The sequence below is a fragment of the Lentzea sp. genome (genome assembly GCF_036380075.1).
In the GTDB taxonomy this organism is placed as follows: domain Bacteria; phylum Actinomycetota; class Actinomycetes; order Mycobacteriales; family Pseudonocardiaceae; genus Lentzea.
On sequence record NZ_DASVFL010000027.1, the window covers coordinates 45641 to 72295 of the forward strand.

The 26655-nt window shown below is 71.0% G+C and carries 25 protein-coding genes; 15 read left to right on the plus strand and 10 right to left on the minus strand.

The features are described from left to right. Window positions 1-9: 9 nt before the first annotated feature. Complete coding sequence (locus VF330_RS02910; protein WP_330849996.1) at window positions 10-435, plus strand: nitroreductase family deazaflavin-dependent oxidoreductase; 426 nt, start codon at window positions 10-12, stop codon at window positions 433-435. Between the two features lie 19 nt (window positions 436-454). Here the strand turns inward: VF330_RS02910 and VF330_RS02915 are convergent, their stop codons facing one another. The 3 genes from VF330_RS02915 to VF330_RS02925 form a co-directional block, all read right to left on the minus strand. Beyond that, on the minus strand, window positions 455-1546 hold the full coding sequence (locus tag VF330_RS02915; RefSeq protein WP_330849902.1) for an SGNH/GDSL hydrolase family protein: 1092 nt from the start codon (window positions 1544-1546) through the stop codon (window positions 455-457). A gap of 91 nt (window positions 1547-1637) precedes the next feature. Continuing rightward, window positions 1638-2117, minus strand: coding sequence for a hypothetical protein (locus VF330_RS02920; protein WP_330849903.1), 480 nt, complete (start codon window positions 2115-2117; stop codon window positions 1638-1640). 3 nt (window positions 2118-2120) lie between these two features. Then, window positions 2121-3443 carry a jacalin-like lectin gene (locus tag VF330_RS02925; protein WP_330849904.1) on the minus strand — a complete coding sequence of 441 codons (1323 nt, stop codon included), beginning with the start codon at window positions 3441-3443 and terminating at the stop codon, window positions 2121-2123. A gap of 314 nt (window positions 3444-3757) precedes the next feature. Here VF330_RS02925 and VF330_RS02930 point away from each other — a divergent pair, with 314 nt between their 5' ends. Beyond that, on the plus strand, window positions 3758-4132 hold the full coding sequence (locus VF330_RS02930) for a hypothetical protein (protein ID WP_330849905.1): 375 nt from the start codon (window positions 3758-3760) through the stop codon (window positions 4130-4132). A gap of 5 nt (window positions 4133-4137) precedes the next feature. Beyond that, window positions 4138-4617 carry a roadblock/LC7 domain-containing protein gene (locus tag VF330_RS02935; RefSeq protein ID WP_330849906.1) on the plus strand — a complete coding sequence of 160 codons (480 nt, stop codon included), beginning with the start codon at window positions 4138-4140 and terminating at the stop codon, window positions 4615-4617. Between the two features lie 216 nt (window positions 4618-4833). On the opposite strand, the gene VF330_RS02940 is transcribed toward VF330_RS02935, so the two are convergent. The 4 genes from VF330_RS02940 to VF330_RS02955 are packed head-to-tail and all read right to left on the minus strand — an operon-like array spanning window position 4834 to window position 8923. Then, on the minus strand, window positions 4834-5796 hold the full coding sequence (locus VF330_RS02940; RefSeq protein WP_330849997.1) for an endo-1,4-beta-xylanase: 963 nt from the start codon (window positions 5794-5796) through the stop codon (window positions 4834-4836). A gap of 55 nt (window positions 5797-5851) precedes the next feature. Further along, the gene (locus VF330_RS02945) at window positions 5852-6670 is read right to left on the minus strand and encodes a carbohydrate ABC transporter permease (RefSeq protein ID WP_330849907.1); all 819 of its coding nucleotides are present in this window, start codon (window positions 6668-6670) and stop codon (window positions 5852-5854) included. Window position 6671: 1 nt separating this feature from the next. After that, window positions 6672-7646 carry a sugar ABC transporter permease gene (locus VF330_RS02950; RefSeq protein WP_330849908.1) on the minus strand — a complete coding sequence of 325 codons (975 nt, stop codon included), beginning with the start codon at window positions 7644-7646 and terminating at the stop codon, window positions 6672-6674. Then, on the minus strand, window positions 7646-8923 hold the full coding sequence (locus VF330_RS02955; RefSeq protein WP_330849909.1) for an extracellular solute-binding protein: 1278 nt from the start codon (window positions 8921-8923) through the stop codon (window positions 7646-7648). Before VF330_RS02955 ends, VF330_RS02950 begins: the two co-directional genes overlap by 1 nt. Before the next feature lie 123 nt (window positions 8924-9046). Between VF330_RS02955 and VF330_RS02960 the strand changes: the two genes are divergently transcribed. From VF330_RS02960 to VF330_RS02970, 3 genes are all read left to right on the plus strand, one after another. Continuing rightward, the gene (locus VF330_RS02960) at window positions 9047-10060 is read left to right on the plus strand and encodes a LacI family DNA-binding transcriptional regulator (protein WP_330849910.1); all 1014 of its coding nucleotides are present in this window, start codon (window positions 9047-9049) and stop codon (window positions 10058-10060) included. A 10-nt stretch (window positions 10061-10070) separates the two neighbouring features. Further along, window positions 10071-12368, plus strand: coding sequence for a beta-glucosidase family protein (locus VF330_RS02965; RefSeq protein ID WP_330849911.1), 2298 nt, complete (start codon window positions 10071-10073; stop codon window positions 12366-12368). Between the two features lie 72 nt (window positions 12369-12440). Next, window positions 12441-13439, plus strand: a complete 999-nt coding sequence (locus tag VF330_RS02970) for a TerC family protein (RefSeq protein ID WP_330849912.1) — start codon at window positions 12441-12443, stop codon at window positions 13437-13439. Here the strand turns inward: VF330_RS02970 and VF330_RS02975 are convergent. Further along, on the minus strand, window positions 13363-14250 hold the full coding sequence (locus VF330_RS02975; RefSeq protein ID WP_330849913.1) for a serine/threonine-protein kinase: 888 nt from the start codon (window positions 14248-14250) through the stop codon (window positions 13363-13365). The two genes, VF330_RS02970 and VF330_RS02975, sit on opposite strands and share 77 nt — an antisense overlap. Before the next feature lie 67 nt (window positions 14251-14317). Then, window positions 14318-15337: a LacI family DNA-binding transcriptional regulator gene (locus tag VF330_RS02980; protein ID WP_330849914.1), complete on the minus strand. Its 1020-nt coding sequence runs from the start codon at window positions 15335-15337 to the stop codon at window positions 14318-14320. 126 nt (window positions 15338-15463) lie between these two features. Here VF330_RS02980 and VF330_RS02985 point away from each other — a divergent pair, with 126 nt between their 5' ends. The 9 genes from VF330_RS02985 to VF330_RS03025 are packed head-to-tail and all read left to right on the plus strand — an operon-like array spanning window position 15464 to window position 26122. After that, on the plus strand, window positions 15464-16963 hold the full coding sequence (locus VF330_RS02985; RefSeq protein WP_330849915.1) for a sugar ABC transporter ATP-binding protein: 1500 nt from the start codon (window positions 15464-15466) through the stop codon (window positions 16961-16963). After that, complete coding sequence (locus VF330_RS02990) at window positions 16960-17994, plus strand: ABC transporter permease (RefSeq protein ID WP_330849916.1); 1035 nt, start codon at window positions 16960-16962, stop codon at window positions 17992-17994. The genes VF330_RS02985 and VF330_RS02990 overlap by 4 nt, the downstream gene beginning before the upstream one ends. Then, window positions 17987-18946, plus strand: coding sequence for an ABC transporter permease (locus tag VF330_RS02995; RefSeq protein WP_330849917.1), 960 nt, complete (start codon window positions 17987-17989; stop codon window positions 18944-18946). The genes VF330_RS02990 and VF330_RS02995 overlap by 8 nt, the downstream gene beginning before the upstream one ends. Then, entirely contained in the window at window positions 18943-20007 is a 1065-nt protein-coding gene (rhaS, locus tag VF330_RS03000; protein WP_330849918.1) for a rhamnose ABC transporter substrate-binding protein, read from the plus strand. Before VF330_RS02995 ends, rhaS begins: the two co-directional genes overlap by 4 nt. Before the next feature lies 1 nt (window position 20008). Then, window positions 20009-20320, plus strand: coding sequence for an L-rhamnose mutarotase (locus VF330_RS03005; RefSeq protein ID WP_330849919.1), 312 nt, complete (start codon window positions 20009-20011; stop codon window positions 20318-20320). A 17-nt stretch (window positions 20321-20337) separates the two neighbouring features. Next, window positions 20338-21492 carry an L-rhamnose isomerase gene (gene rhaI / locus VF330_RS03010; protein ID WP_330849920.1) on the plus strand — a complete coding sequence of 385 codons (1155 nt, stop codon included), beginning with the start codon at window positions 20338-20340 and terminating at the stop codon, window positions 21490-21492. Continuing rightward, window positions 21492-23516, plus strand: a complete 2025-nt coding sequence (locus tag VF330_RS03015; protein WP_330849921.1) for a bifunctional aldolase/short-chain dehydrogenase — start codon at window positions 21492-21494, stop codon at window positions 23514-23516. The genes rhaI and VF330_RS03015 overlap by 1 nt, the downstream gene beginning before the upstream one ends. Further along, a complete protein-coding gene (locus tag VF330_RS03020) occupies window positions 23513-24835 on the plus strand; it encodes a rhamnulokinase (protein WP_330849922.1) in 1323 nt (440 codons plus the stop codon). Before VF330_RS03015 ends, VF330_RS03020 begins: the two co-directional genes overlap by 4 nt. Before the next feature lie 57 nt (window positions 24836-24892). Next, the gene (locus VF330_RS03025; protein WP_330849923.1) at window positions 24893-26122 is read left to right on the plus strand and encodes an SGNH/GDSL hydrolase family protein; all 1230 of its coding nucleotides are present in this window, start codon (window positions 24893-24895) and stop codon (window positions 26120-26122) included. 49 nt (window positions 26123-26171) lie between these two features. Here VF330_RS03025 and VF330_RS03030 read toward each other — a convergent pair whose 3' ends face one another. Continuing rightward, window positions 26172-26621 carry a hypothetical protein gene (locus tag VF330_RS03030; RefSeq protein ID WP_330849924.1) on the minus strand — a complete coding sequence of 150 codons (450 nt, stop codon included), beginning with the start codon at window positions 26619-26621 and terminating at the stop codon, window positions 26172-26174. Between the last annotated feature and the right edge of the window lie 34 nt (window positions 26622-26655).

Below are 26655 nucleotides of genomic sequence, written 5' to 3' on the forward strand. Positions count from 1 at the left end.
ATCGTGGACATGGCAGACGTGAAGCTCAGCCCCACCGAGTGGGTGCGCGACCAGACGGCGCAGATCCTGGAGACCGGCACCACCGAGGGCATCAAGGTCACCGGAAGGCCCATCGTGCTGCTCACGGTGCGCGGCGCCAAGACCGGCGAACTGCGCTACACCCCGGTGATGCGGGTGGAGCACGAGGGCAGCTACGCGGTCGTGGCGTCCAAGGGCGGGGCTCCCGAGCACCCGACCTGGTACCACAACATCGTGGCCCACCCGGAGATCCGCCTGCAGGACGGCACCGAGACCAAGGACTACGTCGCCCGCGAGGTCGACGGCGCCGAGCGGGCCGAGTGGTGGGACCGGGCCGTCGAGGCGTTCCCCAACTACGCCGAGTACCAGGAGAAGACCGACCGGCTGATCCCGCTGTTCGTGCTCGACCCCAGGTGACCCGCCGGGGCTGTCCCGCTCACCAGCGCAGGGACAGCCCCGCCAGGTAGTCGCGGAGCTTGTCCGCGATCAGCCGGTGGTCGCGGGCCGAGAAGTGCCAGTCGCACCCGAGGCGGTCGAGCGCCGGGTCGGCGTAGTTCCAGTACCGGACGCGGGCGTCGCCGAGGTCCTCCACGACCTGCCGGGCCGCGTCCGCGAACGTCCCCGTGGCCTCCGGGACGCCCACGACGATCGTCGTCGCCGGGCCGTACCTGGTGCGCAGCTTTCCGAGGAAGCCCTGGTAGGCGGCCTTGTACTCGGTGACGAGACTCTCCGGGGTCCACGGCTCGCCCGGCTTGACCGGAGTGGAGAAGTCGTTGGTGCCCAGGCCCACCACGACGACCTCCGGCCGCCAGGTGCCGGGGTTGCGCCACACGTCGCCCTCCACGTTCAGCAACGCCCGGTCGTAGTAGGTGCGGTAGCTGGTGCCGGCGGAGTGGCCGTCGTAGTTGCGCACGACGCCGAGGCCGGAGAACGCGTTGACCTGGTAGTCGGCGTCCAGCGCGCGGGCGGTGAGCGCCCCGAAGCTCAGGTCGGTGTTGGTGTTGCGGGCGACGCCGCCGGTGGCCGAGCAGTCGCGGCCGGCCGACATGTTGCCGTAGCCCGCCGTCAGCGAGTCGCCGACGAACTCGATCTGCCGGGTGCGCGCCCTGGGCCTGGGCAGGACCTTCCCGCCCTCCGCCGCGACGAACCCGCCGAACTGTCCCGCCTGCCACGGGCTCTCGGTCCGCTTGACCACCCGGACGCGGTGCTCGCCGTCGTCGAGGCCCTCGACCCGGTAGGTGGTGCTGCCGGGTGTCACGAGGGTCGCGGTGGTCCTGCCGTCGACCTGCACGTCGTAGTCGTTGGCCGGGTCGTTCAGCACGATCCCGACGCCGGTGCCGCGGAACCGCCCCTCGAAGTAGACGCCGGGCCAGGTGTACTGGCCCGCCTTCGTGACGCGGCCCGCGGTGTGCGCGTGGGTGAGCGGGCCGGCCGCGACCGGTGCCGGGGCCGCGCACGCCGTGCCGGTGGCGGTCACCGCCGTGGCGAACGCGGTGACGAGCAGTGCCGTGGATCTCGTCCTGTGCACAGGTTCCTCCACTGTGGACGGTCGGGGCGAGGCGGCGCTCCACCCCGACCGTAGCGGGAACCCCGGCTCCCGCACAGCGCCGGACGGCGGGTCAGCCCGGCGTGGCCGGTGCGGTCCCCGAGCCCCGGCAGGGGTACCCCCACAGGCCGAGGCCCTCCTGTTCCGCGGTCTTCTCCGCCTCGGCGAGCGCGCCCGCCGCTCCCCTGGCCCGCAGGACTCCCTGCCGCACGGCGAGGTAGGCGTAGTCGGTGCCGTCCGGGAGCTGCAGGGCGACCTCACCGGGGATGATGCTCGTGAACCGCACGGGCCGGCCCCGCAGCGTCGTCTCCGCGAACTCCCGCGCGGCGGCCGCCCAGCAGGGGGCGGGCGGGTCGAGCAGGGAGATCCGGGCGCGCACCCCGTCCGCCAGCTCGACGGTGCGGCCGTCGACGACACCGCGCACCACCTCGGCGGACGCCTCCTGCTCGGTGGTGGCCCGCGGGAACGTCCCGGCCGGTGCGCTCGGGACCGGCTCGGCGGTGCAGGCGGCGGCGAGCAGCGCCACCAGGGGGATCGGCGATCTGCGCGGCACCGGTCACGCGATCCGGGTGAAGATCACGCCGAGCGAGTCGATCTCGCTGCCGGCCCGGCCGTGGAACCCGGCGATCTGGAACCCCGGCGGCGCGGTGTAGGTGACGGCGTCGGGCGTCTCCGTGCCGCCGGACAGCGTGCGGCCGGTGTTCGTCGTGAAGCGGGCGTGGAAGATCCTCGTGCGCCCGTCGCGTTGCCCCGAGTGCAGGGTCACGGACGTGAGGTGCTCCCCCGCGGCCAGCGCCAGCTGCTGCGCGGTGCCGCCGTTCCCGCCGTGGCTGAACGACGTGCCGTCGGCGAGCGCGAGCCCGACCTGGTCGACGCGCGCACCGGCGCGGAGGCTCACCGAGGTGACGCGTTGTCCGGCCGGGACCGCGGCGACGTCGGTGAACGGGGTCCCGTGCGGGCCGCCCGAGACGTCGCTGAGCGACAGGGCGGGGTCGAGCGTCCACCGGAAGCCCGCCGTGATCGGGTAGTGGTCGGAGAGCATCTCGTCGTCCGCGGTGCGGAAGGCGGCGTTCTCGTTGGCGTACCGGGTGAGCTCCAGCGAGATGTACCTGTTGCCGCGGAACAGGATCTTGTCGACGACCTCGCACGCGTCGGTCACGGCGGCGTCGTCGCACACCAGCGCAGGGCTGCCGGCGGCGGGCGGCACGCCACCGCGTTCCTCCTGCACCCACGCGTCGGTGAGGCCGTTGGCGGAGACGAGGTCCCGGATGTTGTCCCCGGCGCGGGTGTAGCGGGTGTTGGTGTCACCCGCGACCACGACCGCGTTGCCCGCCGAGTTGGCCGTGATGGCGCGGGAGAGCTCGGTGATGTTGGCGCGGCGGGCGGCCAGGTCCGCCTCCGCCGTCCCCGCGTTGGAGTGCACGTTGTAGAAGTCGACGTAGACGCCCTCCGCGAACCGCACGCGGGAGAACGTGAACCCCTTCGGCGTCAGGCAGTCGGTGCCGTTGCACCTGTCCCACTTGTCCCGTGTGAGCTCGGAGTACGGGTAGGAGGACAGCGTGTTCAGCCCGTCGCCGAACGGTACACCGCCGCTGGTGGGCGTGCGGAACGGGTGGTCGTCGCCGGCGTAGAGCGCCGCGTGGTAGTTGAAGTCCTCCTGCACGTGGACGACGTCGTACCGCCCGATGCGCCGGCTGATGACCGGCGTGTTCACCCTCGGGTTGCCGCTGGAGAGCCCCTCCGGCAGCCCCGCCACGTTGTAGCTCAGCACCGAGAACGTCCCGGTGGTGGGCAGTGCGGCCGCGGCGGGGACCTCCGCGCCCGCCAGCACGCTCGCCACGACCACCCCGACGACGGCAACCGCTCTCGTCGACCTCACGGCTCGACTCCTGCCTCGAGTTCCAGCACGACGCCGCGACCGTAGGACAATACGAATAAGTTTCGTATCTCATGGACGTGACAACACGGTGCCCACACCGCAACGAAGACTGGGAACGGTGATCGTCCAGTGTGGAGTGAACGTTCGGTCCTAAACGGACGGAACTCGTGACCACGTTGCTCCAAACGGCAGTTCCACTACTGCGATCGCGACGTAGGGTGATCAGATCACGCGGCCCTGCCAGCGGATTTCGGGGAAGTTCGCCCACGTCGTCGCCGTGAGTGACAGGTCGCGCACGAGCAGAGAGTCGTCGAATGAACATCGAAACGGCGTTGAAAGAAGCAATGAACATCAGCGGAGCGGTGGGTGCCGCGCTCGTCGACTACGACAGCGGCATGTCGCTCGGCTCGATCGGCGGTGGCGACTGGCTGAACCTCGAGGTGGCGGCGGCCGGCAACACCGAGGTGGTGCGCTCCAAGCAGCGGGTGATCCAGGCCCTCAAGCTGAACGACGAGATCGAGGACATCCTGATCACGCTCAACCGCCAGTACCACCTGATCCGCCTGCTCAAGCCGGGTCAGCGCGGCGACTCGATGCTGTTCCTCTACCTCGTGCTGGACCGGGAGCGGGCCAACCTCGCGCTAGCCCGGCACAGCCTGCGGGGCATCGAAGCCGACCTGACGGTGTGAGCGACATGGCCACAGAGGCAGCGCACGACCACGGCGCGCTGCCCATGCGCAGGCGCAGGGCCATGCCGGAGGCGGCTGCGCCGATGTCCAGGCCCATCGGGCAGGGCTCCGTCGCGAAGCTGATGACGGAGGCGCTGCGCGACGTCCACGGCGACATCGACTCGATCTCGATCAACGGCGTGCTGATCGCGACCAGGGACGGCCTGGTGCTGTGCGGCGTCACGCGCGGCATCGAGGACGACGGGGTGGCGGCGATGGCCGCGGCGGCCGCCGGTCTGGCCGGCCAGTTCACCGCGCAGGCGGGCGTCGGCAACCCGCGGGCGGTGTTCTTCGAGGGGGACTCGGGGCAGGTCGGCGTGTTCGCCGTCGACGCCGACACGTTGCTGGTGGTCCTCGGCACCCGGGACACCACCATGGGGATGTTCAACGTCGTGGCGAAGCAGGCACTGGCCCTGCTGCAACACGCGGTCGCCACCCGCCGATGAGGCAGGCGGGGTGACCGGGAGTGCCGCAAACTCCCGGTCACCCCGCGAGGCTTCTAGTGGTGTGGCTCGGAACGTTGCCGGGGGAATGCGCGGTCAGACGGGCGCATCGTGGTGCCGCCCCCACGTCCTCGTACTGGTTGTACGGGGGCGTGGGGGCGGTGCCGCGAGGTGTCCTGCTGAGCGTGTATTACCTCGCCGACGTTCCGAGTCGCGCCACTAGCGGTGGTTCAGCCGGTGGTACGCGGGCTTGGACCGCAGGTTCTCGTCGAACAGGCAGGCCGCGCCCTCACCGGGGAACACGTCCGGCACCCACGAGTGCCGGTCGGTGAAGCCCCACGTCGTGAACTCGACGCACCGCTTCACCGCGTGGCAGGCGTCCCACACCTGGCCGAAGTAGTCGGCCTGGGCGGTGAGCTTCTCCGGCGTGACGGGCAACGGGATCCGCACGTCGGCCTCGGTGATCGCGACGTCCACGCCGAGCGCGGCGAACCGCTGGATGTTCTCCCGCACGCCTTCCGGGAACCCGTACATCAGCGACAGGTGCGCCTGGATCCCGACGCCGTGGATCGGGACTCCCTGGCGCTTCAACGACTTCACGAGCTCGTAGGTCGCGTCGCTCTTCGCGTTGAGACCTTCGATGTTGTAGTCGTTGACGTAGAGCTTCGCCGACGGGTCGGCGGCGTGGGCCCAGCGGAACGCGTCGGCGATGTAGCCGTCGCCGAGCTTGGTCTGGAACACCGTCGGCCGGCGCGTGCCGTCCTCGTTGAACGCCTCGTTGACGACGTCCCACGCCCGGATCTTGCCGCGGAAGCGGCCGGCCTCGACGGCGATGTGCTGCCGGACGACGCCGCGCAGCTCCGCCGCCTCCAGGCCGCCGACCCAGTCGGGCAGCTGGCTGTGCCACACCAGCGTGTGCCCGCGGATCGACTTGCCGGTCTTCTTGGCGTAGTCCACGATCGCGTCCGCGCCGGACCAGTCGTACTGGCCGCGCACGGCCTCGACCGTGCCCCACTTCATCTCGTTCTCGGGCGTGACGCTGTCGAACTCGCGCGTCAGCACCTTCTGGTAGTCCGCCTCGGCGGCCAGGTGCTGGGCAGCCACCGCGCTGCCCACCCACCGGTTCGTGCTGTGCTTCAGAGGTCCCGCGGCTGACGCGGGGACGGTCTGCGTCAGCACCATCAACACCGCGGCACCAACGGCTAATCGGGTTCGCACGGATTCACTCCCTTGTGAGTCAGCCCTTCACCGAGCCGGTGAGGCCTCCGACCATGCGGCGTTCGGCGAGCACGAAGAACGTGAGCGCGGGGATCATGGACAGCGCGGTGAAGGCGAGGACCTTCGCGGTGTCCTGCGTGTGCTCTGACTGGAACATGGCCACGCCGAGCGGCAGCGTGAAGTTCGTGGAGTCGTTGAACACCAGCAGCGGCAACAGGAAGAAGTTCCAGCTGGTGACGAACGCCAGCACCGACACCGTGATCAGCGCCGGCCTCGACAGCGGCAGCAGGATCCGCCAGAAGAAGCCCAGCTTCGCCGCGCCGTCGAGCAGCGCCGCGTCCTCGAGCTCACCGGGGATCGCGTGCATGAACGGCCGCAGGATCACGATCGTCACCGGCAGCGAGAACGCCGCCTCCGGGATCGCGACGCCGAGCGGGTTCTCCAGCAGGCCGAGCTGGCGCAGCCACAGGTACAGCGGCAGCGCCGCGACGCCCAGCGGGAACAGCAGGCCGAGCGTGAACAGGGTGTAGAGCCCTTCCCTGCCCCGGAACGCGTAGCGGGACAGCGCGAACGCCGCCATCGAGCCGAGCCCGACCGCGAGCGTCGTCGCGATGACCGCGATCAGCGCGCTGTTGCCGAGCAGCCGCCAGAACTGCGGCGAGGTGGCGACCTCGACGTAGTTGTCGAAGACGAACGGACCCGGCAGGCCGGCGGGTGAGGAGTTGATCTGCGCCGTGGTGCGGAAACCGCCCAGCACGACGAACAGCAGCGGCACCACCGTCACGCCGACGACGGCGATCGCGGCCACGTACCCGGTGATGTTGTTGCGGCGCAACACCTCAGCGCACCCCCGACGTCACGGCGCCCTCGGTGTCCCGGCGCAGGGCGAACCGCTGGTAGAACAATGCGAAGACGAAGCAGATGATGAACAGGATCACCGCGACCGCGCTGCCGAAGCCGAACTCGTAGCGCTTGAAGCCGTGGTCGGTCAGGTAGACCGCCATGGTCGTGGACGCGTTGGCGGGACCGCCGAGCGTCATGATCCAGACCAGGTCGAACAGCTGGAGCGACCCGATCACCGACAGGAAGATCCACACGCGGATCGTCGGGCCCAGCAACGGGAGCACGACGTGCCGGGTGATCTGCCAGGGGCTCGCGCCGTCGAGGGCGGCGGCTTCCCGCAGCTCCTCCGGCACGCCCTGCAGCCCTGCCAGCAACAGGATCACGCCGAACCCGATGTACTTCCACGTGATCACGAGGAACAGCGTGTAGAGCACCATCGACTGGTCGGCGAGCCACAGCTGCACGAGGCCGCCGAGTCCCACCGCGCGCAGGATCTCGTCGACGAACCCGCCCGGCTGCAACATGAGCAGCCAGATCACGGCGGTCACGGCCTCGGACAGCACGTACGGCGCGAAGACGACCATGCGCAGGAACGTCCGGCCGCGCAGCTTGCGGTTGAGCAGCATCGCCAGGCCGATGCTCAGCGGCAGCTGCACGACGATGGACAGCACCGCGATGATCAGGTTGTGCCCGACGGCGCTCTGGAAGACGTCACCGGACAGGGCGTCGACGTAGTTGTCGAGCCCCACGAAGTCCGTGAGGGGGCCGAAGCCGCTCCACGAGTAGAGGCTGTAGTACGCGGCGACCCCGATCGGGATCATGACGAACCCGACGAACAACACCAGTGCCGGGGCCAGCAGCAGGGCCAGCTCGAGGCGGGTGCGGAGTCGGGACCGCCGCCGGGTGCCCCCGGCCGCTGGCGCGTGCGGCACGGGGGCGGTCGGCGGCCGCGTGGTGATCGCGGCACTCATCATTTGTTCCCGGCGGCTGCTTCGCTCACCGATTTCACGATGGTGTCGGGTCCGCCCTGACCCGCGAAGAAGTTCGCGATGGTGTCGTTCAGGGCTTGGCCGACCTTGGTCGGGAACGCGGTGTCGAAGTAGAGCTGCAGGTGCGACGCCTTGCTCACGGTGTCGGCGATCGTCTTGTGGTTCTCGCTCTTCAGCGCGGCCACACCCGCGGGGGTCACCGGCAGACCGGAGTTGGTCTCGGCGAGGATCTTCTGCACGTCGTCGCTCACGATGTGACCGAGGAACTCCGCGCACGCCTGGGCCGCGCGGGTGGTGCAGGAGAACCCGTCACCGCCGCCCACGAGCACGCTCGGGTCGCCCTGTCCGCCCGGCACGGTCGGGAAGGGGAACCAGCCGATCTTGGAGCTGAGCTCCTTGTCCTCGGTCAGCGCCTGCATCACGTCCGGGTTCCAGTCGCCCTGCAGTTCCATGGCGGCCTTGCCGTTCGCGAGCATGCCGGCCGAGCTGCCGGCGCCCTGCTGGGCGGGCGTCCCGACGAAGCCCTCCTGGAACGGCTTGGTGTCCAGGAACGCCTTGAGGTTCTCCCCCGCCTTGAGGAAGCACGGGTCGGTCAGCTCGGTCTTCTCGACGGCCTTCTTCAGCGTGTCGACCGAGCACTGGCGCACCGCGAAGTAGGCCCAGTAGAACGCGTCGGGCCAGCGGTCCTTGCCGCCGATGGCGATCGGCACCGTGCCCGCGCCCTTGAGCTTGGCGACGGCCGCGTTGAGCTCGTCCAGCGTCTTCGGCGCCGAGGTGACTCCCGCGGCGGTGAAGAGGTCCTTGCGGTACCAGAACCCGACCGCGTGGACGAGGTACGGCGCGCCGTACTGCTTGCCGTTGACCTTCCAGCCGTCGGCGTTCTTGCCGAGCGGGCCGATCCAGCCCGACGACGCCTGCGTGATGTCGGCGACCTTGCCGGACTTCAGCTGGTCGGCGAGCGCGCCGCCGCCCCACTGCTGGTAGAGGTCCGGTGGGGTGCTGCCCTGCAAGGCCAGGGGCACCTTGGTCTGGAACTGCTCGTTCTGGATCGGTTCGATCGTGAACGAGGTGTTCGGGTGGCTCTTGTGGAAGTCGTCGGCGATCTGCTGCCACTTCGACTTCATGGGCTCGGTGGTGCGGTTGTGCCACCAGGTGAGCGTGACCGGTCCTTCGGTGGAGGCGTCTGAGCCTCCACCACTGCACCCGGCCAGCACTAACGCCGCGGCGGCGATGAGAGCAAGGGGCTTCTTGGAACGCATGAGGGGTCCACTCCTGACGACGTCGGCCGAGTTGGACTGCGTGTGTTGGGGCAAGAGACTCCCGCCTCAGCCCGCCTCGTGTCAATCGTTGTCGATAACGTTTTACACGGCTAGCCTGAGCCGGTGCCTCCTCGCCAACGCGTCACCATTCGAGACGTCGCCGCCCAAGCCGGCGTCTCGGTGGCCACCGTGTCCAAGGTCCTCAACCAGCGGTACGGCGTCTCAGCGGACACGTTCGCGCGGGTCACGGCCGTGATCAAGGAACTGGGTTACGAGGCCAGCCTCGTCGCGCAGAGCCTGCGCAACCACCGCACGAACGTCATCGGGATCCTCGTCGCCGACATCGAGCCGTTCAGCACCGAACTGCTCAAGGGCGCGGCGGACGCCATCCGCGGCACGGGCTTCGAACTGGTCGTCTACTCGGCCGGCGGCCGGACCGGTGACCCGCAGGGCTGGGAGCACCGCTACCTGACGCGGCTCAGCGGCACCCTCGTCGACGGCGCCGTGCTGGTCACGCCCGCCGTCGACCTCGAAGGCATTCCCGGCACGCCCGTCGTCGCGGTCGACCCGCACACCGGGCGCGCGGCGCTGCCGACCGTCGACTCCGACAACCTGCACGGCGGACGGCTCGCGACCGAGCACCTGCTCGCGCTGGGCCACCGCCGGATCGCGATGCTCACCGGCCGCGAGGACCTGAAGTCCGCCCAGCAGCGCGAGACCGGCTACCGGGGAGCCCTCGCCAGCGCGGGCATCGCGGTGGACGAGAGCCTGGTCCGCCGCGGTGACTACGACGCCGAGGTCGCCGCCGCGTCGGCACGCGAGCTCCTGAGCGCGCCCGACCGGCCGACCGCCGTGTTCGCCGCCAACGACACCACCGCCATCGCGGCCATCGGCGCGGCGCTCGAGCTCGGGCTGCGCGTGCCGGAGGACCTGTCGGTGGTCGGTTTCGACAACATCCCCGAGTCCGCGCTGTGCACACCACCGATCACCACGGTGGAACAGCCGATCCGCGAAATGGGCCACCGCGCCCTCGAACTGCTCGTGCGGCTCATCAACGGCGACGAGCCCGCCGACACCCACATCACCCTCGGCACCGAGCTGGTCGTCCGGCAGTCGACCCGCCCCCTGACTCCGTGAGGTCGTTCCTGTGACAACAGAAGCCACGACGCCGGCCGAGCTCTGGCGCAACCCCCACGTCCCCGTGGCCGACCGCGTGCGCGACCTCGTCGCCCGCATGACGCCGCAGGAGAAGATCGCCCAGCTGCAGGGCATCTGGGTGGGCATCGACGCCGTCGGCGAGATGGCACCGCACCAGCACGAGTTCGCCGTGACGCCACAGGACTTCGACGCGCTGACCAGCAACGGCATCGGTCAGCTCACCCGCGTCTTCGGCACCCGGCCGATCGCGCCGGAGGTGGGTGCGCGCACGCTCGCCCGCACCCAGCGGCAGGTCATCGAGTCGAGCCGGTTCGGCATTCCCGCGGTGGTGCACGAGGAGTGCCTGACCGGGCTCGCCGCCTGGCAGGCCACGGTGTACCCGTCGCCGCTGGGCTGGGGCGCGACCTTCGAGCCGGACCTGGTGCGGCGCATGGCCGCGAAGATCGGCGAGTCGATGCGCCGCCTCGGCGTGCACCAGGGCCTCGCGCCCGTCCTCGACGTCACGCGCGACCTGCGCTGGGGTCGTGTCGAGGAGACCATCGGCGAGGACCCGCACCTGGTCGGCACCATCGGGTCGGCCTACGTCGCCGGCCTGGAGTCGTCGGGCGTCGTGTCGACGTTGAAGCACTTCGCGGGATACTCGGCCTCGCGGGCCGGCCGCAATCACGCGCCGGTGTCGATCGGGCCGCGCGAGTTCGCGGACGTGATCCTGCCGCCGTTCGAGATGGCACTGCGGGCGGGCGCCAGGTCGGTGATGAACTCCTACGCCGACAACGATGGCGTGCCCGCGGCCTCGGACACCACGCTGCTCACCGACCGCCTGCGCGACCTGTACGGCTTCACCGGGACCGTGGTCGCCGACTACTTCTCGGTGGCGTTCCTGCACAAGCTGCACGGCGTCGCCGCCGGCCGTGAGGACGCCGCCGCGCTCGCGCTCACCGCGGGCATCGACGTCGAGCTGCCCACCGTGGACTGCTTCGGCGAGCCGCTGCTGGAGGGCCTCCAGCACGGCCGCGTCGACCTGGAGCTCGTCGACAGGGCGCTGTCCCGCGTGCTGGCGCAGAAGTTCGAGCTGGGTCTGCTCGACCCCGGCTACTCCCCCGCCGCCGAGTCCAACGTGGACCTCGACGACGAGGAGTCGCGCGCACTGGCCCGCGAGGTCGCCGAGCGGTCGATCGTGTTGCTGCAGAACGACGGCGTGCTGCCGTTGTCCGGCAAGCGCCTGGCCGTCGTCGGTCCCCGCGCGGACGAGGCCGGCGCGATGATGGGCTGCTACTCGTTCCCCCTGCACGTCGGCGTGCACCACCCGGACGTCGACATGGGCATCGACGTCCCGACGGTGCTGGACGCGCTGCGCGAGGACCACGACGTGGTGTTCGCGCTCGGCTGCCCGGTGCTCGGCGGCACGGACGAGGAGATCGCCGAGGCCGTCGAGGCCGCCCGGCAGGCCGAGGTCTGCGTCGTCGTGCTCGGCGACCACGCCGGTCTGTTCGGCAGGGGCACGTCCGGCGAGGGCTGCGACGCCGAGGACCTGAAGCTGCCGGGACGGCAGGAGGAGCTGCTGGAGGCGGTGCTCGGCACCGGCATGCCGGTGGTGCTCGTGCTGCTGTCCGGCCGCCCCTACGACCTGTCGCGGCAGGCCGACCGGCTCGCCGCCGTCGTGTGCGGCTTCTACCCCGGCCAGGAGGGCGCGGCGGCGCTCGCGGGGGTGCTCGGCGGACGCGTGAACCCGTCCGGCCGGCTCCCGGTGAGCTTCCCCGGCGCCGGGTCGACCCAGCCCTCGACCTACCTGAGCCCCCAGCTCGGGCGGCGCTCCGAGGTCAGCAACGTCGACCCGACGCCGCTGTACCCGTTCGGCCACGGCCTGTCCTACGCGCCCGCGACGTGGGTGGCGGTGGGCAGCGAGGAACGCGAGTGGCCGACCGACGGCGTCTGCAAGGTGCACGTGGTGCTGCGCAACGAGCTGGAGGTGGCGACCACCGAGGTGGTGCAGATCTACCTGCACGACCCGGTGGCCGAGGTCGCCCGGCCCGTCCGGCTGCTGGTCGGTGCCCTGAAGGTCGACCTGGAACCGGGGCAGACCAGGACCGTGACCGCCGAGCTGCACGCGGACCTCACCTCCTACACCGGTCGTTCGGGCCGGCGGCAGGTCGACACGGGTGACGTCGAGTTGCACGTCGGCACGTCCAGCGCGAACATTCACACAGCGCTGCGGCTGACTCTGGCCGGCGAGAAGCGCGAGGTCGGGTTCGACCGCGTGATGTCGGCGGTGTTCGACGCGCGGTAGCGGCCTTCGCGGCATCGGCCTCGCCGCCCGGTAACGTCCGATGCGGACAAAACGGGCGGCGAAGGGGTTGTTGTGCTGGAGATCAGCGGACTGACGTGGGCAGTCACGATCGGGTTGATCATCGTGCTGCTGGCGGTCGACCTCGTGCTCGCCGCCGTGCGCCCGCACAAGGTCGGCTTCCGCGAGGCCACGGCGTGGTCGGTGTTCTACATCCTCGTGGCCGTCGGGTTCGGCGTGTGGTTCCTGAGCGCCTACGGCGGCCAGGCCGGCACCGAGTACTTCGCCGGCTACATCGTCGAGAAGAGCCTCTCGGTCGACAACCTGTTCGTCTTCGTGATCATCATGACGACGTTCCTGGTGCCCGAGGAGCACCAGCACAAGGTGCTGACGTTCGGCATCGTGCTGGCGCTCGTCATGCGCGGCATCTTCATCGCCGTCGGCGCCACGCTGCTGTCGCTGTTCTCGTTCATGTTCCTGCTGTTCGGCCTGCTGCTGATCTACACGGCCGTGCAGCTGTTCCGGCACCGCAACGAGGACCCGGACGTCGAGAACAACGTCGTCGTGACCACCGCCCGCAAGCTGCTGCCCGTCACCGACGACTACGTGGGCGGCAAGATCTTCACCCGCGTCGACGGCCGGCGGATGGCCACGCCGTTGTTCGTGGTGCTCGTGGCCATCGGCGGCGTCGACCTGCTGTTCGCGCTCGACTCGATCCCCGCGGTGTTCGGCGTGACCGAGGAGCCCTTCATCGTGTTCGCGGCGAACGCGTTCGCGCTGCTGGGCCTGCGGGCGTTGTTCTTCCTGGTCAAGGGCCTGCTCGACCGGCTCGTCTACCTGTCGGCCGGACTCGCGGTGATCCTCGCGTTCATCGGCGTGAAGCTGATCCTGCACTGGGCGCACGTCGACATCTCGCCGAGCGTGCCCGAGGTGCCGACGCCGCTGAGCCTCGGCGTGATCATCTCGATCCTGGTGGTCGTGACGGTGGCGAGCCTCGTCAAGACGCGCAACGACCCAGCTGCGAAGGCACACCCCGGCTCGCTGCGCGGGCAGCGGGAACGCGAGGAGGACTGATCCCGGCGGCGGGAGCGGCGTGCGCGCCCCGCACCCGGCGGGGCAGCTGCGCGACGAGGGTCGGCGGGCCGACCGCGGGCAGCGCGTCGAGGCACTCGCGGGCCGTGGGACGGCCGCCGGCCGACTGCGAGGTCATGGCCATCAGCAGGTTCTTCAGGTCGAACGGCAGGTCCTCCGGCACCTCGGGGACCTGGTGCGGTCGGCCGGTCAGGCACTCGAGCAGCAGCACGCCGAGCGCGTAGACGTCGACCGCCGACGTGATCTCGCCGCCGTGCTGCTGCTCGGGCGCCTGGTAGGCCATCGTGCCGAAGATCTGGCCGGCCAGCGTCAAGCGCGCGCTGTCGACGAGGTGCGCTAGGCCGAAGTCGACCAGGCGCGGGGCGTCGTTGTCGCCGAGCAGCACGGTCGCGGGCTTGACCCCGCAGTGGACGAACCCCTCCGCGTGCACGTGGACCAGCGCGTCGGCCAGCGCGGCACCGAGCCGGCGGACGTCGGCGATGCCGAGGCACCCGCCGGCGACCCGGTCGTGCAGCGTGCGGCCCTCGACCCGCTCCAGCACCGCGTAGGGCATCTCGGCGGACGGGTCGGCGTCGAACACCGAGACCAGCGCCGGGTGCGACAGCCGCGCGAGCGCGCGGATCTCGTCGTCGATGCGGCGCGCGTCCTGCGGGTCCCTGCCCGGCCGGAAGAACTTGATGGCGACGTCGCGCGCCAGCACGGTGTCGCGGCCGCGGCGCACTTCGGCCCTTCCGCTCGTGGTCAGCGGTTCGCCGACCTCGTACCGGTCGGCGAGGAGTGTCGTGTCCGGCATGGTCGAGGATGCCCACCGACCGGGTGATCCAATCGCGGGCGCCGGACTCGGCTCGGTAACGGGCGTCTCAGCGGACTCCGGTCCGTCTGGCCGAGGTGGACGCGCGGACCACCAGCTCGGGCTGGAACTTCACGTGCCGGTGCTCGTGGTCCGGCTCGTTCTCCGCCAGCAGCAGCTGCGTCGCGGTACGGCCCAGTTGTTCGCGCGGCTGGCGCACGGACGTCAGCGGGACGGCGGCGGCCGCGGCGAACTCGATGTCGTCGTAGCCGACCACCGCGAGGTCGTCCGGGACGCGCAGGCCCTGCTGCGTCATCGACTGGAGCAGACCGAGCGCGAGCAGGTCGTTGGCGCAGAACGCCGCGGTGGGGCGTCTGCCGGAGGGCAGGCCGACGAGCCGGTCCCCCGCGTTGCGGCCCTCGCCCACCTGCAGACCCCTGGTCTCGAGGAAGGTGAGCGCGTCGGCCGGCAGTCCCGCGTTCGCGACGGCGCGCCGGGCGCCCTCGTGGCGGTCGCGCACCTGCTGGATCGACAGCGGGCCGCCGACCACCGCGATGCGGGTGTGGCCGCTCTCGATCAGGTGGGTCACCGCGAGCTCGCCGCCGAGGACGTCGTCGACGGCCACCGAGCAGCGCGTGCCGTCGGTCGCCTCGCGGTCGACCAGCACGACGGGCGTGCCGCGGTCGGCGAGCTGGGCGCTCTCGGTGTCGACCGGGGTGATCAGGATGCCCTCGACGCGTTGTTCGTGCAGCAGCTCCAGGTACTCGCGCTCGCGGCCGTCGTCGGAGGCGCTGTTGCACAGGAAGAGCGCGAGGCCCGCGTCCCTGGCCGCGTCCTCGACGCCGCGGGCCACGTCGGTGAAGAACGGGTTCGCCGCGTCGAGCACGACGTAGGCGAGGACCCGGCTGCGCCCGGCCCGCAGCTGGCGCGCGGACTCGTTGCGCACGAAGCCGAGCTGCTCGATGGCGGCGAGAACCCGTTGCCTGGTCGCGGGAGCGACGACGTCGGGGCGGTTCAGCACGTTGGAGACGGTCGCGTTCGACACGCCGGCGTGCTGTGCGACGTCGCGGATGCCCACTGACGGCTTCACCGGCGGCTCCTTTGTTGAAACGTGACAACGAATCGTACCCCGCAAGTCTTGACATGGTGACGCAGCGCACCCAGAGTGCACGTAACTCAACCGTTAAAACGTTTCAACGAGGAGACGGAGACGGACGTGGACCGACCTCCCGTGGTGGCGCTGGACGAGGTGAGCAAGTCCTTCGGCGCCGTCCGCGCGTTGTCCGGGGTGTCGCTGCGGCTGCTGCCGGGCGAGGCCCACGCCCTGCTCGGGGAGAACGGCGCCGGCAAGTCGACGCTGATCAAGACGCTGGCCGGCGTCCACCGCCCGGACTCGGGCCGGGTGCTGGTCGACGACGAGCCCGTGAGGTTCTCTGGTCCCGCCGACGCGCTCGCGGCCGGAATCGCGATCATCTACCAGGAACCGACGCTGTTCGGCGACCTGTCGGTGGCGGAGAACGTGTTCATGGGCCGCCAGCCGCTCGGGCTCGGCCGCCGCATCGACGTCGCCACCATGCACGCGCGGACCTCGGAGTTGTTCTCCCGCCTGGGAGTCCGCCTCGACCCGGCCCGTCCGGCACGTGGACTGTCCATTGCGGACCAGCAGCTCGTGGAGATCGCCAAGGCGTTGTCGTTCGACGCCCGCGTGATCGTGATGGACGAACCCACGGCCGCTCTCTCGGCGCACGAGGTGCAGCGGCTTTTCGGTGTGGTGCAGGCGTTGCGCGCGCAGGACGCCGCGGTGCTGTTCGTGTCGCACCGGCTCGACGAGGTCTTCGAGCTGTGCCAGCGCGCGACCGTGCTGCGCGACGGTGAGTTCGTCTGGTCCGGTCCGCTGGACGACGAGACGCCGGACTCGCTGGTGCGCCGCATGGTCGGCCGCGAGCTGTCGCAGCTCTTCCCCAAGGAGGACACGACACCGGGCGAGGTTCTCCTGTCGGTGCAACGGCTGACGCGGGAGGGCGTGTTCACCGACGTGTCGTTCGACGTGCGGGCGGGCGAGATCGTCGCCCTGTCCGGACTCGTCGGCGCCGGCCGCAGCGAGGTCGCGCGGGCGGTCTTCGGCATCGACCGGCCGGACGGCGGGTCCGTGCACGTGCGCGGCAGGAAGCTCAAGTACGGCTCCCCCACCGCCGCGATGGCCGCGGGCATCGGGTTCGTGCCCGAGGACCGCCGCCAGCAGGGGCTCGTGATGGACGCGTCCATCGAGCGCAACACCGCGCTCGCCTCGCTCGGCAGGTTGTCGACGTTCGGGCTGCTGCGGCGCCGGTCGGAGAGCGCGCTGGCCGAGGACTGGGCGGTCAGGCTGCGGCTGAAGTTCGCGCGGCTGAGCGATCCCGTCGGCGTGCTGTCCGGCGGCAACCAGCAGAAGGTCGTGCTCGCGAAGTGGCTGGCGCGCAAGCCGTCCGTGCTCATCGTCGACGAGCCGACGCGCGGCATCGACGTCGGCACGAAGGCCGAGGTGCACCGCCTGCTGTCGGAGCTCGCGGGGCAGGGCGTCGCGGTGCTGATGATCTCGTCGGAGCTGCCGGAGGTGCTGGGGATGGCCGACCGCGTGCTGGTGATGCACGAAGGCCGGCTGGTGGAGGAGCTGGCGCGCGACGAGGCCACCGAGGAACGCGTCGCGCTCGCGGCCGCCGGGCAGGTGGCCCGGTGACCACCACCGCCGTCGCACCCTCCCGCCGCACCGCCGCCCGCCGCCTCACCACCCGCGTCGGCCGCGTCCGCGAGCTCGGCATCGTCGTGGCGCTGGCGCTCGTCGTCCTCCCCACCGCGATCGTCAACCCCCGGTTCGTCCAGCCGCAGAGCCTGCGCGACCTCCTGCTCAACGCCTCGATCGTCGCGCTGCTCGCCGTCGGCCAGACGCTCGTCGTGATCACCCGCAACGTCGACCTGTCGGTCGGGTCGGTGCTCGGCCTGTCCGCGTTCCTGACCGCCCAGCACTTCGCCGACCACCCCGGCACCCCCCTCGTGCCGGGCATCGGGTTCGGCATCGCCGTCGGACTGGCGTGCGGGCTGCTCAACGGCCTGCTGGTGGCGCTGGGCAACGTCCCCAGCCTCGTCGTCACCCTCGGCACGCTCTACGTGTTCCGCGGCGTCGACTACGCACTCGCCCAAGGGCAACAGGTCAACGCCGCCAACCTGCCGGACGCGCTGCTGGACCTGGGCAGCAGCCGGGTCCTGGGCGTCCCGGTCCTCGTCCTGGTCACCGTCGCGGTGATCGCCGTCGCCGCCGTGTACCTGCGGTCGTACCGGTCGGGCCGCGAGCTCTACGCGATCGGCTCGAACCCGGAGGCGGCGGTGCTGGCCGGCATCCCGGTCGCCAAGCGGACCCTGACGACGTTCGTCCTCTCCGGACTGGTCGCGGGACTCGCCGGAGCGTTGTGGGTGGCCCGGTACGGCACAGTCGACGCGGCGGCGGGCACCGGGCTGGAGCTCCAGGTCGTCGCGGCGGTGGTCGTCGGCGGCGTCGCGATCTTCGGCGGATCCGGGACGGTCGCGGGTGCCGCGCTCGGCGCGTTGCTGCTGGGCACGATCACCAGCTGCCTGGTGGTGCTGCAGATCCCCGCGTTCTGGCAGCAGGCCATCTCCGGCGCGCTGCTGCTGAGCGCCATCACCGTCGACCGGCTCCTCGCGCTCCGCCTGGCGAAAGCCCTGCGCACCACGGAAGGGACCAGCCATGCGTAACCTCCTGCGGTGGGAGACCGCGCTGGTGTTCCTGCTGGTCGTCGTGGCGCTGACGGGCCAGGTCAGCACCAGTGGGTCGTTCCTGTCCGGCGGCAACCTCTTCTACCTCGGCCTCGACATCGGCGAGATCGCCCTCATCGCGCTGCCGCTGACCCTGGTGATCGTCGCGGGCGAGATCGACCTGTCCGTCGCGTCGGTGCTGGGGCTGTCGAGCGCGCTGATCGGCTGGCTGTGGAACGCCGGCTGGTCGCTGGAAACGATCCTGCCGACGGTGGTCGTCGTGGGCGCGGTGTGCGGGGCGGTCAACGGCCTGCTGGTCACCCGGCTCGGGCTGCCGTCGCTCGCGGTCACCATCGGCACCTTGGCGTTGTACCGCGGTCTCGCCCTGGTCGTGCTGGGCGACACGGCCGTCGCCGACTTCCCGGCCAGCTACACGTCGTTCGGCACGACCCCGTTGCCCGGTACGAACATCCCGTACCCGATCGTGCTGGCCGCGGTCCTCGCGGTGCTGTTCGGCGTCGCGCTGCACGCCAGCTCGTTCGGCCGGTCCGTCTACGCGATCGGCGCGAACGAGGAGGGCGCGCGCTTCTCCGGCATCAGGGTCAAACGGATCAAGCTGACGCTCTTCGTGCTCGCCGGCGCGGTCGCCGCGGTCGCCGGCATCGTCTACACGTTCCGCTTCTCCAGCGCCCGCGCGGACAACGGCGTCGGGCTCGAGCTGGCCGTCGTCGCCGCCGTCCTGCTCGGCGGCGTGTCCATCTTCGGCGGCAGGGGCACGCTCTTCGGCGTGCTCGCCGGGGTGCTGCTGCTGGGTGGCCTGCGCAACCTGCTGATCCTGCAGGACACCTCGACCGAGGTCCTCACCATCGTCACCGGCCTCCTGCTGCTGGTGAGCGTTCTCGCCCCTTCGATCACCCGACGCGTCGCAACTCTGAGGAAGGCCGCGCCATGAACACACGTCTAGTGCTCGCCCTGGCGATCTCCGGGGCAGTCGCGCTCACCGCCTGCGGTGGCGGCACCACGAAGGACAGCGCCGGGCAGCAGACCGGTGGCGCCACCAACTCCGCGAAGGCCGACCCGAACGCGGCGGTCAAGGAAGGCCTGAAGATCACGTTCCTACCCAAGCAGGTCAACAACCCGTACTTCACCGTGGCGCAGAAGGGCGCGGAGAGCGCGGGCACGGCGATCAAGGGCGAGGTCAAGGCCACCGGACCGTCCGACGCCGCCGCGTCGTCGCAGGTCACCTACATCAACACCGCGGCGCAGCAGAAGCAGGACGCGCTGGTGATCTCGGCGAACGACGCCAACGCCGTGGCGCCCGCGCTGAAGACCGCGCGGTCGCAGGGGCTCAAGGTCGTCACGTTCGACTCCGACGCCGCACCGGACGCGCGGGACGTGTTCATCAACCAGGCCACCTCGAACGAGATCGCGGCCGGCCAGGTGAAGCTGGTCGCCGACGCGGTCGGCGGCAGCGGGGAGATCGCGATCCTGTCCGCGACTCCCAACGCCACCAACCAGAACGCGTGGATCGAGGTCATGAAGACCGAGCTCGCGAAGCCGGAGTACTCGGGCCTGAAGCTCGTGGAGACGGCGTACGGCAACGACGACGACCAGACGTCGTTCCAGAAGACCCAGGGCCTGCTGCAGGCGCACCCGAACCTCAAGGGCATCATCTCGCCGACCACCGTCGGTGTCGCCGCGGCCGCCCGCTACCTCAGCTCGTCGGAGTACAAGGGCAAGGTCCAGCTCACGGGTCTGGGCACGCCGAACCAGATGCGCAAGTTCGTGCAGGACGGCACCGTGAAGTCGTTCGCGCTGTGGGACCCGAGCAAGCTCGGCTACCTCGCCACCTACACCGCGGCCGCGCTCGCGTCCGGGCAGATCACCGGTGCCGAGGGCGAGAAGTACAAGGCCGGTGAGCTCGGCGACTACACGATCGGCGCCAAGGGCGAGGTCGTCCTCGGCCCGCCGACCGTGTTCACCAAGGACAACATCGACAAGTTCGACTTCTGACGTGCGCGTCTGCTTCACGTTGCGGGTCCGCCCGGACCGTCTTGACGAGTACCGGGCGCGGCACCGCGAGGTCTGGCCGGAGATGCGGGCCGCCCTCACCGAGGCGGGGTGGCGCAACTACTCGCTCTTCCTCGACGCCGGCGGCCTGCTCGTCGGCTACCTGGAGTGCGACGACTTCGACGCGGCGCTCGCGGAGATGGCGCGCACCGAGGTGAACGCGCGCTGGCAGAACGAGATGGCGGAGTTCTTCGTCGGTGACGGCCACGCCGACGAACGGATGCGGCCCCTCGACGAGGTCTTCCACCTCGACTGAGTTTTGGGGAGAACAAGATGAGCGTGAAAGACGCGCTGCGCGGGCAACGGATCGAGACCCCGTCGTGGGCCTATGCCAACTCGGGCACCCGGTTCAAGGTGTTCGCGCAGCAGGGAGTTCCGCGCACGCCGTACGAGAAGATCGACGACGCGGCGGTGGTGCACCGGCTGACCGGTGTCGCGCCGACCGTCGCGTTGCACATCCCGTGGGACAGGGTCGACGACTACGGCAAGCTCGCTTCGCACGCACGGGACCGCGGTGTCGCGCTCGGTGCCATCAACTCCAACGTGTTCCAGGACGACGACTACAAGCTCGGCAGCGTCTGCCACCCGGACCCGGTGGTGCGGCGCAAGGCACTCGACCACCTGCTCGAGTGCGTCGACATCATGGACGCCACGGGGTCGCGCGACCTGAAGCTGTGGTTCGCCGACGGTCTCAACTACCCCGGTCAGGACGACATCCGTGCGCGCCAGGACCGGCTCGCCGAGGCGTTGCACGCGACGTACGAGCGGCTCGGTGCCGACCAGCGGATGTTGCTGGAGTACAAGCTGTTCGAGCCCGCGTTCTACGTGACGGACGTGCCGGACTGGGGCACGGCGTTCGCGCACTGCACGCAGCTGGGCGAGAAGGCGCAGGTCGTGATCGACACCGGGCACCACGCGCCGGGCACGAACATCGAGTTCATCGTGTCGTTCCTGTTGCGGGCGGGGAAGCTCGGCGCGTTCGACTTCAACTCGCGCTTCTACGCCGACGACGACCTGATGGTCGGGGCGGCGGACCCGTTCCAACTGTTCCGGATCATGCACGAGATCGTGCTGGCGGACGCGCTGACGCCGTCGGCGGGCATCGCGTTCATGCTCGACCAGTGCCACAACCTGGAGCCGAAGATCCCGGCGATCATCCGGTCGGTGCTCAACGTCCAGGAGGCCACGGCGAAGGCGCTGCTGGTCGACCACAGCGCGTTGGCGGAGGCCCAGCGGGCCGGTGACGTGCTCGGGGCGAACGCCGCGTTGATGGACGCCTACAACACCGACGTGCGGCCGCTCCTGCGGGAGCTCCGGGAGGAGATGGGGCTGGACCCCGACCCGATGGCCGCGTACCGGCGGTCCGGGTACGCCGAGCAGATCGTCCGGGACCGAGTCGGCGGCGAGGCCGCCGGGTGGGGTGCGTGATGGAGCAGGTCGAGGCGCTGCTGGGCAGGAGCAACCGGCTCGGCGCGGATCCGCGCAACACCAACTACGCGGGCGGCAACACGTCGGCGAAGGGTGCCGCGACCGACCCGGTGACCGGGCAGCCCGTGGACCTGTTGTGGGTCAAGGGGTCCGGCGGTGACCTGGGCACGTTGCGGGAGGCCGGGCTCGCGGTCCTGCGGCTGGACCGGCTGCGCGCGCTGACCGAGGTGTACCCCGGGGTCGAGCGCGAGGACGAGATGGTCGCCGCGTTCGACTTCTGCCTGCACGGCAAGGGAGGCGCGGCGCCGTCGATCGACACGGCCATGCACGGTCTCGTGGACGCGGCGCACGTCGACCACCTGCACCCGGACGCGGGCATCGCGTTCGCGACGGCGGCGGACGGCGAGGAGCTGGTCAAGGCGTGCTTCGGCGACCGCGTGGTGTGGGTGCCGTGGCGGCGGCCCGGTTTCCAGCTGGGCCTGGACATCGCGGCGGTCGAGCGGGACCACCCGCAGGCCATCGGCGTGATCCTCGGTGGGCACGGCATCACCGCGTGGGGTGCGACGAGCGAGGAGTGCGAGGCGCGCTCACTGGAGATCATCGCGACCGCCCAGCGCTACCTCGACGAGCACGGCCGGCCCGAGCCGTTCGGAGAAGTGGTCCACGAGCCGTTGTCCGCCGAGGAGCGTCGTGTGCGGGCCGCCGAGCTCGCTCCCGTGGTCCGCGGCCTGGCCTCGACGGACAGCCCGCAGGTCGGGCACTTCACCGACGCGGACGTGGTGCTGGACTTCCTCTCCCGGTCGCGGCATCCGGAGCTGGCCGCTCTCGGAACCTCGTGCCCCGACCACTTCCTGCGCACCAAGGTCCGGCCGCTGGTGCTCGACCTGCCGCCCACCGCGCCGGTGGCGGACGTCGTGGCGCGGCTGAAGGAACTGCACAGCGCCTACCGCGACGACTACCGGGCGTACTACGAGCGGCACGCCGAGCCGGACAGCCCGCCGATGCGCGGCGCTGACCCGGCGATCGTGCTCGTGCCCGGCGTCGGGATGTTCAGCTTCGGCCGCGACAAGCAGACCGCGCGGGTCGCGGGCGAGTTCTACGTCAACGCCGTCAACGTGATGCGGGGCGCCGAGTCGGTCTCGCGGTACGCGCCGATCGAGGAGCGGGAGAAGTTCCGCATCGAGTACTGGGCGCTGGAGGAGGCCAAGCTCCGGCGGATGCCGAAGCCCAAGCCGCTGGCCACCCGCGTCGCGCTCGTCACCGGCGGCGGGTCGGGCATCGGCCGCGCGGTCGCCGAACGGCTGGCGGCCGAGGGCGCGTGCGTCGTGGTCGCCGACCGCAACGCCGACAGCGCCCGGGAGGTCGCCGAGGGCATCGGGAACTCGGACGTCGCCGTGCCCGTCACCGTCGACGTGACCTCGGCGGAGGGCATCGCGGAGGCGTTCCGGGCGGCGGTGCTCGCGTTCGGCGGTGTCGACCTGGTCGTCAACAACGCCGGCCTGTCGATCTCCAAGCCGCTCGCGGAGACCACCGAGGACGACTGGGACCTCCAGCACGACGTGATGGCCAAGGGTTCGTTCCTGGTCTCGCGGCAGGCCGCGAAAGTGTTGCGCGACCAGGGAATGGGCGGCGACATCATCTACATCTCCAGCAAGAACGCGGTCTTCGCCGGCCCGAACAACGTCGCGTACGGGGCGGCCAAGGCCGACCAGGCGCACCAGGTCCGGCTGCTCGCGGCCGAACTGGGCGAGGACGGCATCCGGGTCAACGGCATCAACCCCGACGGCGTGGTCCGCGGCTCCGGCATCTTCTCCAGCGGCTGGGGCGCGCAGCGCGCGGCCGTCTACGGCGTTCCGGAGGAGAAGCTCGGCGAGTTCTACGCCCAGCGCACGCTGCTCAAGCGCGAGGTGCTGCCCTCGCACGTGGCGGCGGCGGTGATCGCGCTGACGGCGGGCGACCTGTCCCTCACGACGGGCCTGCACGTGCCGGTCGACGCCGGTGTGGCAGCGGCGTTCCTGCGATGACGGCGGTGGCGGCGGTCGACCTCGGCGCGTCCAGCGGCCGGGTCGTGCGCGGGGTCGTCACCGGCGGCGACGTGCGCGTCGAGGTGGTGCACCGGTTCCGCAACGGGCCGGTGCACCACCAGGGCGCGCTGCGCTGGGACGTCTCCTCGCTGCACCGCGAGGTGCTCCTGGGGCTGACGCGCGCCGGGGAGGTCGCGAGCATCGGCATCGACAGCTGGGCGGTCGACTACGGCCTGCTCGACGCGAACGGCAGGCTGCTCGCCGACCCCGTCTGCTACCGCGACTCCCGCACCGACGGCATCACACCCGCCGACGGCCTCTACGAGGTCAACGGGCTGCAGTTCCAGCCGTTCAACACGATGTTCCAGCTGACGGCCGAACCGCTGCTCCCCCGGGCCTCCCAGCTGCTGCTGATACCGGACCTGCTGTCGTATTGGCTGACCGGCGAACGCGGCGCCGAGTACACCAACGCCACCACCACGGGCCTGATCGACGTCCGCACCGGCAGGTGGTCGACGTCGCTGACCGGCGACCTGCCCGCCGGTCTGCTCCCCGAGCTGCGGCACCCCGGTGATCCGGCGGGCGTGTTCGAGGGCGTGCCGGTCACCGCCGTCGGGTCGCACGACACCGCGTCCGCCGTCGTCGCCGTGCCCGCGAAGAACGAGCGCTTCGCCTACATCTCGTGCGGCACCTGGTCGTTGGTCGGCGTCGAGCTCTCCGCGCCCGTGCTCACGCCCGAGAGCCGTGCCGCGAACTTCACCAACGAGGGCGGCGTGGACGGCACGATCCGCTACCTCCGCAACGTGATGGGCCTGTGGCTGCTGCAGGAGAGCCTGCGGGTGTGGGGCACGCCGATGACACCGTTGCTGCGCGAGGCGGCTTCGGCGACGGGATCGGTGTTCGACCCCAACGACCCGGTGTTCCTGCCGCCCGGCGACATGCCGGCCCGGATCCAGCGGTGGTGCGGCAGGCCCATGACCCCGCCGGAGATCGTCCGGTCCATTCTGGACAGTCTCGCCCTGGCGCACCGCGACGCCGTGCTGGACGCCCAGCGGCTGTCCGGCACGGAGGTCGAGGTCGTGCACGTCGTCGGCGGCGGGTCGCGGAACTCGTTGCTGTGCCAGCTCACCGCGGACGCGTGCGGGCTGCCGGTGGTGGCCGGGCCCGCCGAGGCGACGGCGCTGGGCAACGTCCTGGTGCAGGCGCGGGCCGTGGGCGCGGCCTCCGGGACGCTCGCGGATCTGCGCCGGATGGTGCGGCAGTCCCAGCCGTTGCGGCGTTTTCTCCCCCGTGCCGTCGAACGGCGTCGAACGAGTTGACTCCCCTCCGCCGGCGCTCCTAGCTTGGGTGGCCGGCGCGGAAAGGGGCATGTCACGATGCGCAGGCGCTCGTTCCTCGGACTGGCCGTCACAGGGGCGCTCACCCCGGCCGTCGCCAAGGCGGCACCCGGAGACCGCTGGGTCGCCTCGTGGGTGGCGATGCCGCAGCTGACCGAACCGGCCAACATGCCGCCGCCGCCCTTCACCGACGGCGAGCTGGTGCTGGCCGGCGCGACGGTGCGCCAGACCGTGCGCGTCACGGTCGGTGGACGGCGGCTGCGGCTGCGGTTCAGCAACGCCTTCGGTGGCGCGGTTCTCCCGCTCACCGCGGTCACCGTCGCGCTTCCCGCCGACGGGAAGGCGGGTGTCAGCGGCGTCAAGCCCACAACCGTGCGGCGGGTGACGTTCAGCGGCCGGTCCTTCGTGGACGTTCGCGTCGGTGCTCCCGCGCTGTCCGATCCGCTGGACTTCGCCGTGGCTCCCGGCACGAACCTGACGGTCACCGCGTACCTGGCGGCCGGCCAGGCGTCCAGCCGGATCACCTCGCACCCCGGCTCCCGCACCACGTCGCACCTGCTGGCGGGCGACCACACCGAGGCCGCGGAGATGCCCGGCGCGACGCCGGTCGACCACTGGTACTTCCTGAGCGGCGTCGAGGTGCTGCGCCCGCGGACGTCGGGCGTGGTCGTCATCGGCGACTCGTTGACCGACGGCCGCGGCTCCACCACCAACGGCAACGACCGCTGGCCGGACCAGCTCTCCGACCGGCTCCACGGCGTCCCTGTGCTGAACCAGGCGGCGGGCGGCAACCGGGTGCTCGACGACGGGCTCGGCCCCAACGTGCTGGCCCGGCTGGACCGCGACCTGCTGGCGCAGACCGGCGTGCGGTGGCTGGTCCTGTTCGAGGGCGTCAACGACATCGGCACGGCGGCGCCGACGGCCGCGGCGCAGCAGACCGTCGCCGAGGACCTGGTCGCGGCCTACCAGCAGGTCGTCGAGCGGGCCCACGCCCACGACATCGAGGTGTACGGCGCGACGCTGCTCCCGTTCGGCGGCCACGGCTACGACGACCCCGACGGCCACCGCGAGTCGGCCCGGCAGACCGTGAACCGCTGGATCCGCACCAGCCGCCGGTTCGACGCCGTGCTCGACTTCGACGCCGCGGTCCGCGACCCGGCCACCCCGCGGCAACTGCTGCCCGTCGCGGACGTCGGCGACCACCTGCACCTCAACCCGACCGGCTACCGCATGCTCGCGCAGGCGGTGCCGCTCAGGCTGTTCCGCTGACGGAGGCGGGCCGGGACCACCGCGCCCGCACGGCCCCGGCCGAGTTTCCTCAGGCGTAGGGGTTGCGGCCCGACAGCCCGCCCACCTTGCACGGCCCGTTCGACGCGTCACGGCACACGACGACACCCAGGTAGGTGATCGAGTCGCCGCTGATCGACCACGACAGGTTGTTGTACGTCGTGTAGTCCTCCTTGTCGCAGCCGGAGTAGTCGTACCGGTGCGTCGGCGTCGTGTCGGGGTGCAGCGACCCGTTGTAGAACAGGAAGTACGCGTACACCGGCTTGGCGTCGCAGCCCCAGTCGGACACGATCAGGTCGATGTTGCCGATCGAGCTGCGGCCGGTCCACTCGAACGACGCCCCGGCGTAGCCGTAGTCCTGTCCCGAGTAGATGAAGTCGCTCACCGCGGCACCGGCCGGCGGCGTGGTCGCGGCCATGACCGACAGCGCCACCGCGGCGGCGGCAGCGACCCGGCTGATCGTCTTCTTCACGCTTCGCATGGCGGAATTCAACAATGCCGGTGGTCGCTCGAAG

Coding starts and splice junctions, on each gene's coding strand:
- VF330_RS02910 (WP_330849996.1), top strand. CDS start 10: ATGGCAGACGTGAAGCTCAGCCCCACCGAGTGGGTGCGCGACCAGACG.
- VF330_RS02930 (WP_330849905.1), top strand. CDS start 3,758: ATGAACATCGAAACGGCGTTGAAAGAAGCAATGAACATCAGCGGAGCG.
- VF330_RS02935 (WP_330849906.1), top strand. CDS start 4,138: ATGGCCACAGAGGCAGCGCACGACCACGGCGCGCTGCCCATGCGCAGG.
- VF330_RS02940 (WP_330849997.1), bottom strand. CDS start 5,796: ATGGTGCTGACGCAGACCGTCCCCGCGTCAGCCGCGGGACCTCTGAAG.
- VF330_RS02950 (WP_330849908.1), bottom strand. CDS start 7,646: ATGAGTGCCGCGATCACCACGCGGCCGCCGACCGCCCCCGTGCCGCAC.
- VF330_RS02955 (WP_330849909.1), bottom strand. CDS start 8,923: ATGCGTTCCAAGAAGCCCCTTGCTCTCATCGCCGCCGCGGCGTTAGTG.
- VF330_RS02975 (WP_330849913.1), bottom strand. CDS start 14,250: ATGCCGGACACGACACTCCTCGCCGACCGGTACGAGGTCGGCGAACCG.
- VF330_RS02995 (WP_330849917.1), top strand. CDS start 17,987: ATGCGTAACCTCCTGCGGTGGGAGACCGCGCTGGTGTTCCTGCTGGTC.
- rhaS (WP_330849918.1), top strand. CDS start 18,943: ATGAACACACGTCTAGTGCTCGCCCTGGCGATCTCCGGGGCAGTCGCG.
- rhaI (WP_330849920.1), top strand. CDS start 20,338: ATGAGCGTGAAAGACGCGCTGCGCGGGCAACGGATCGAGACCCCGTCG.
- VF330_RS03015 (WP_330849921.1), top strand. CDS start 21,492: ATGGAGCAGGTCGAGGCGCTGCTGGGCAGGAGCAACCGGCTCGGCGCG.
- VF330_RS03020 (WP_330849922.1), top strand. CDS start 23,513: ATGACGGCGGTGGCGGCGGTCGACCTCGGCGCGTCCAGCGGCCGGGTC.
- VF330_RS03025 (WP_330849923.1), top strand. CDS start 24,893: ATGCGCAGGCGCTCGTTCCTCGGACTGGCCGTCACAGGGGCGCTCACC.
- VF330_RS03030 (WP_330849924.1), bottom strand. CDS start 26,621: ATGCGAAGCGTGAAGAAGACGATCAGCCGGGTCGCTGCCGCCGCCGCG.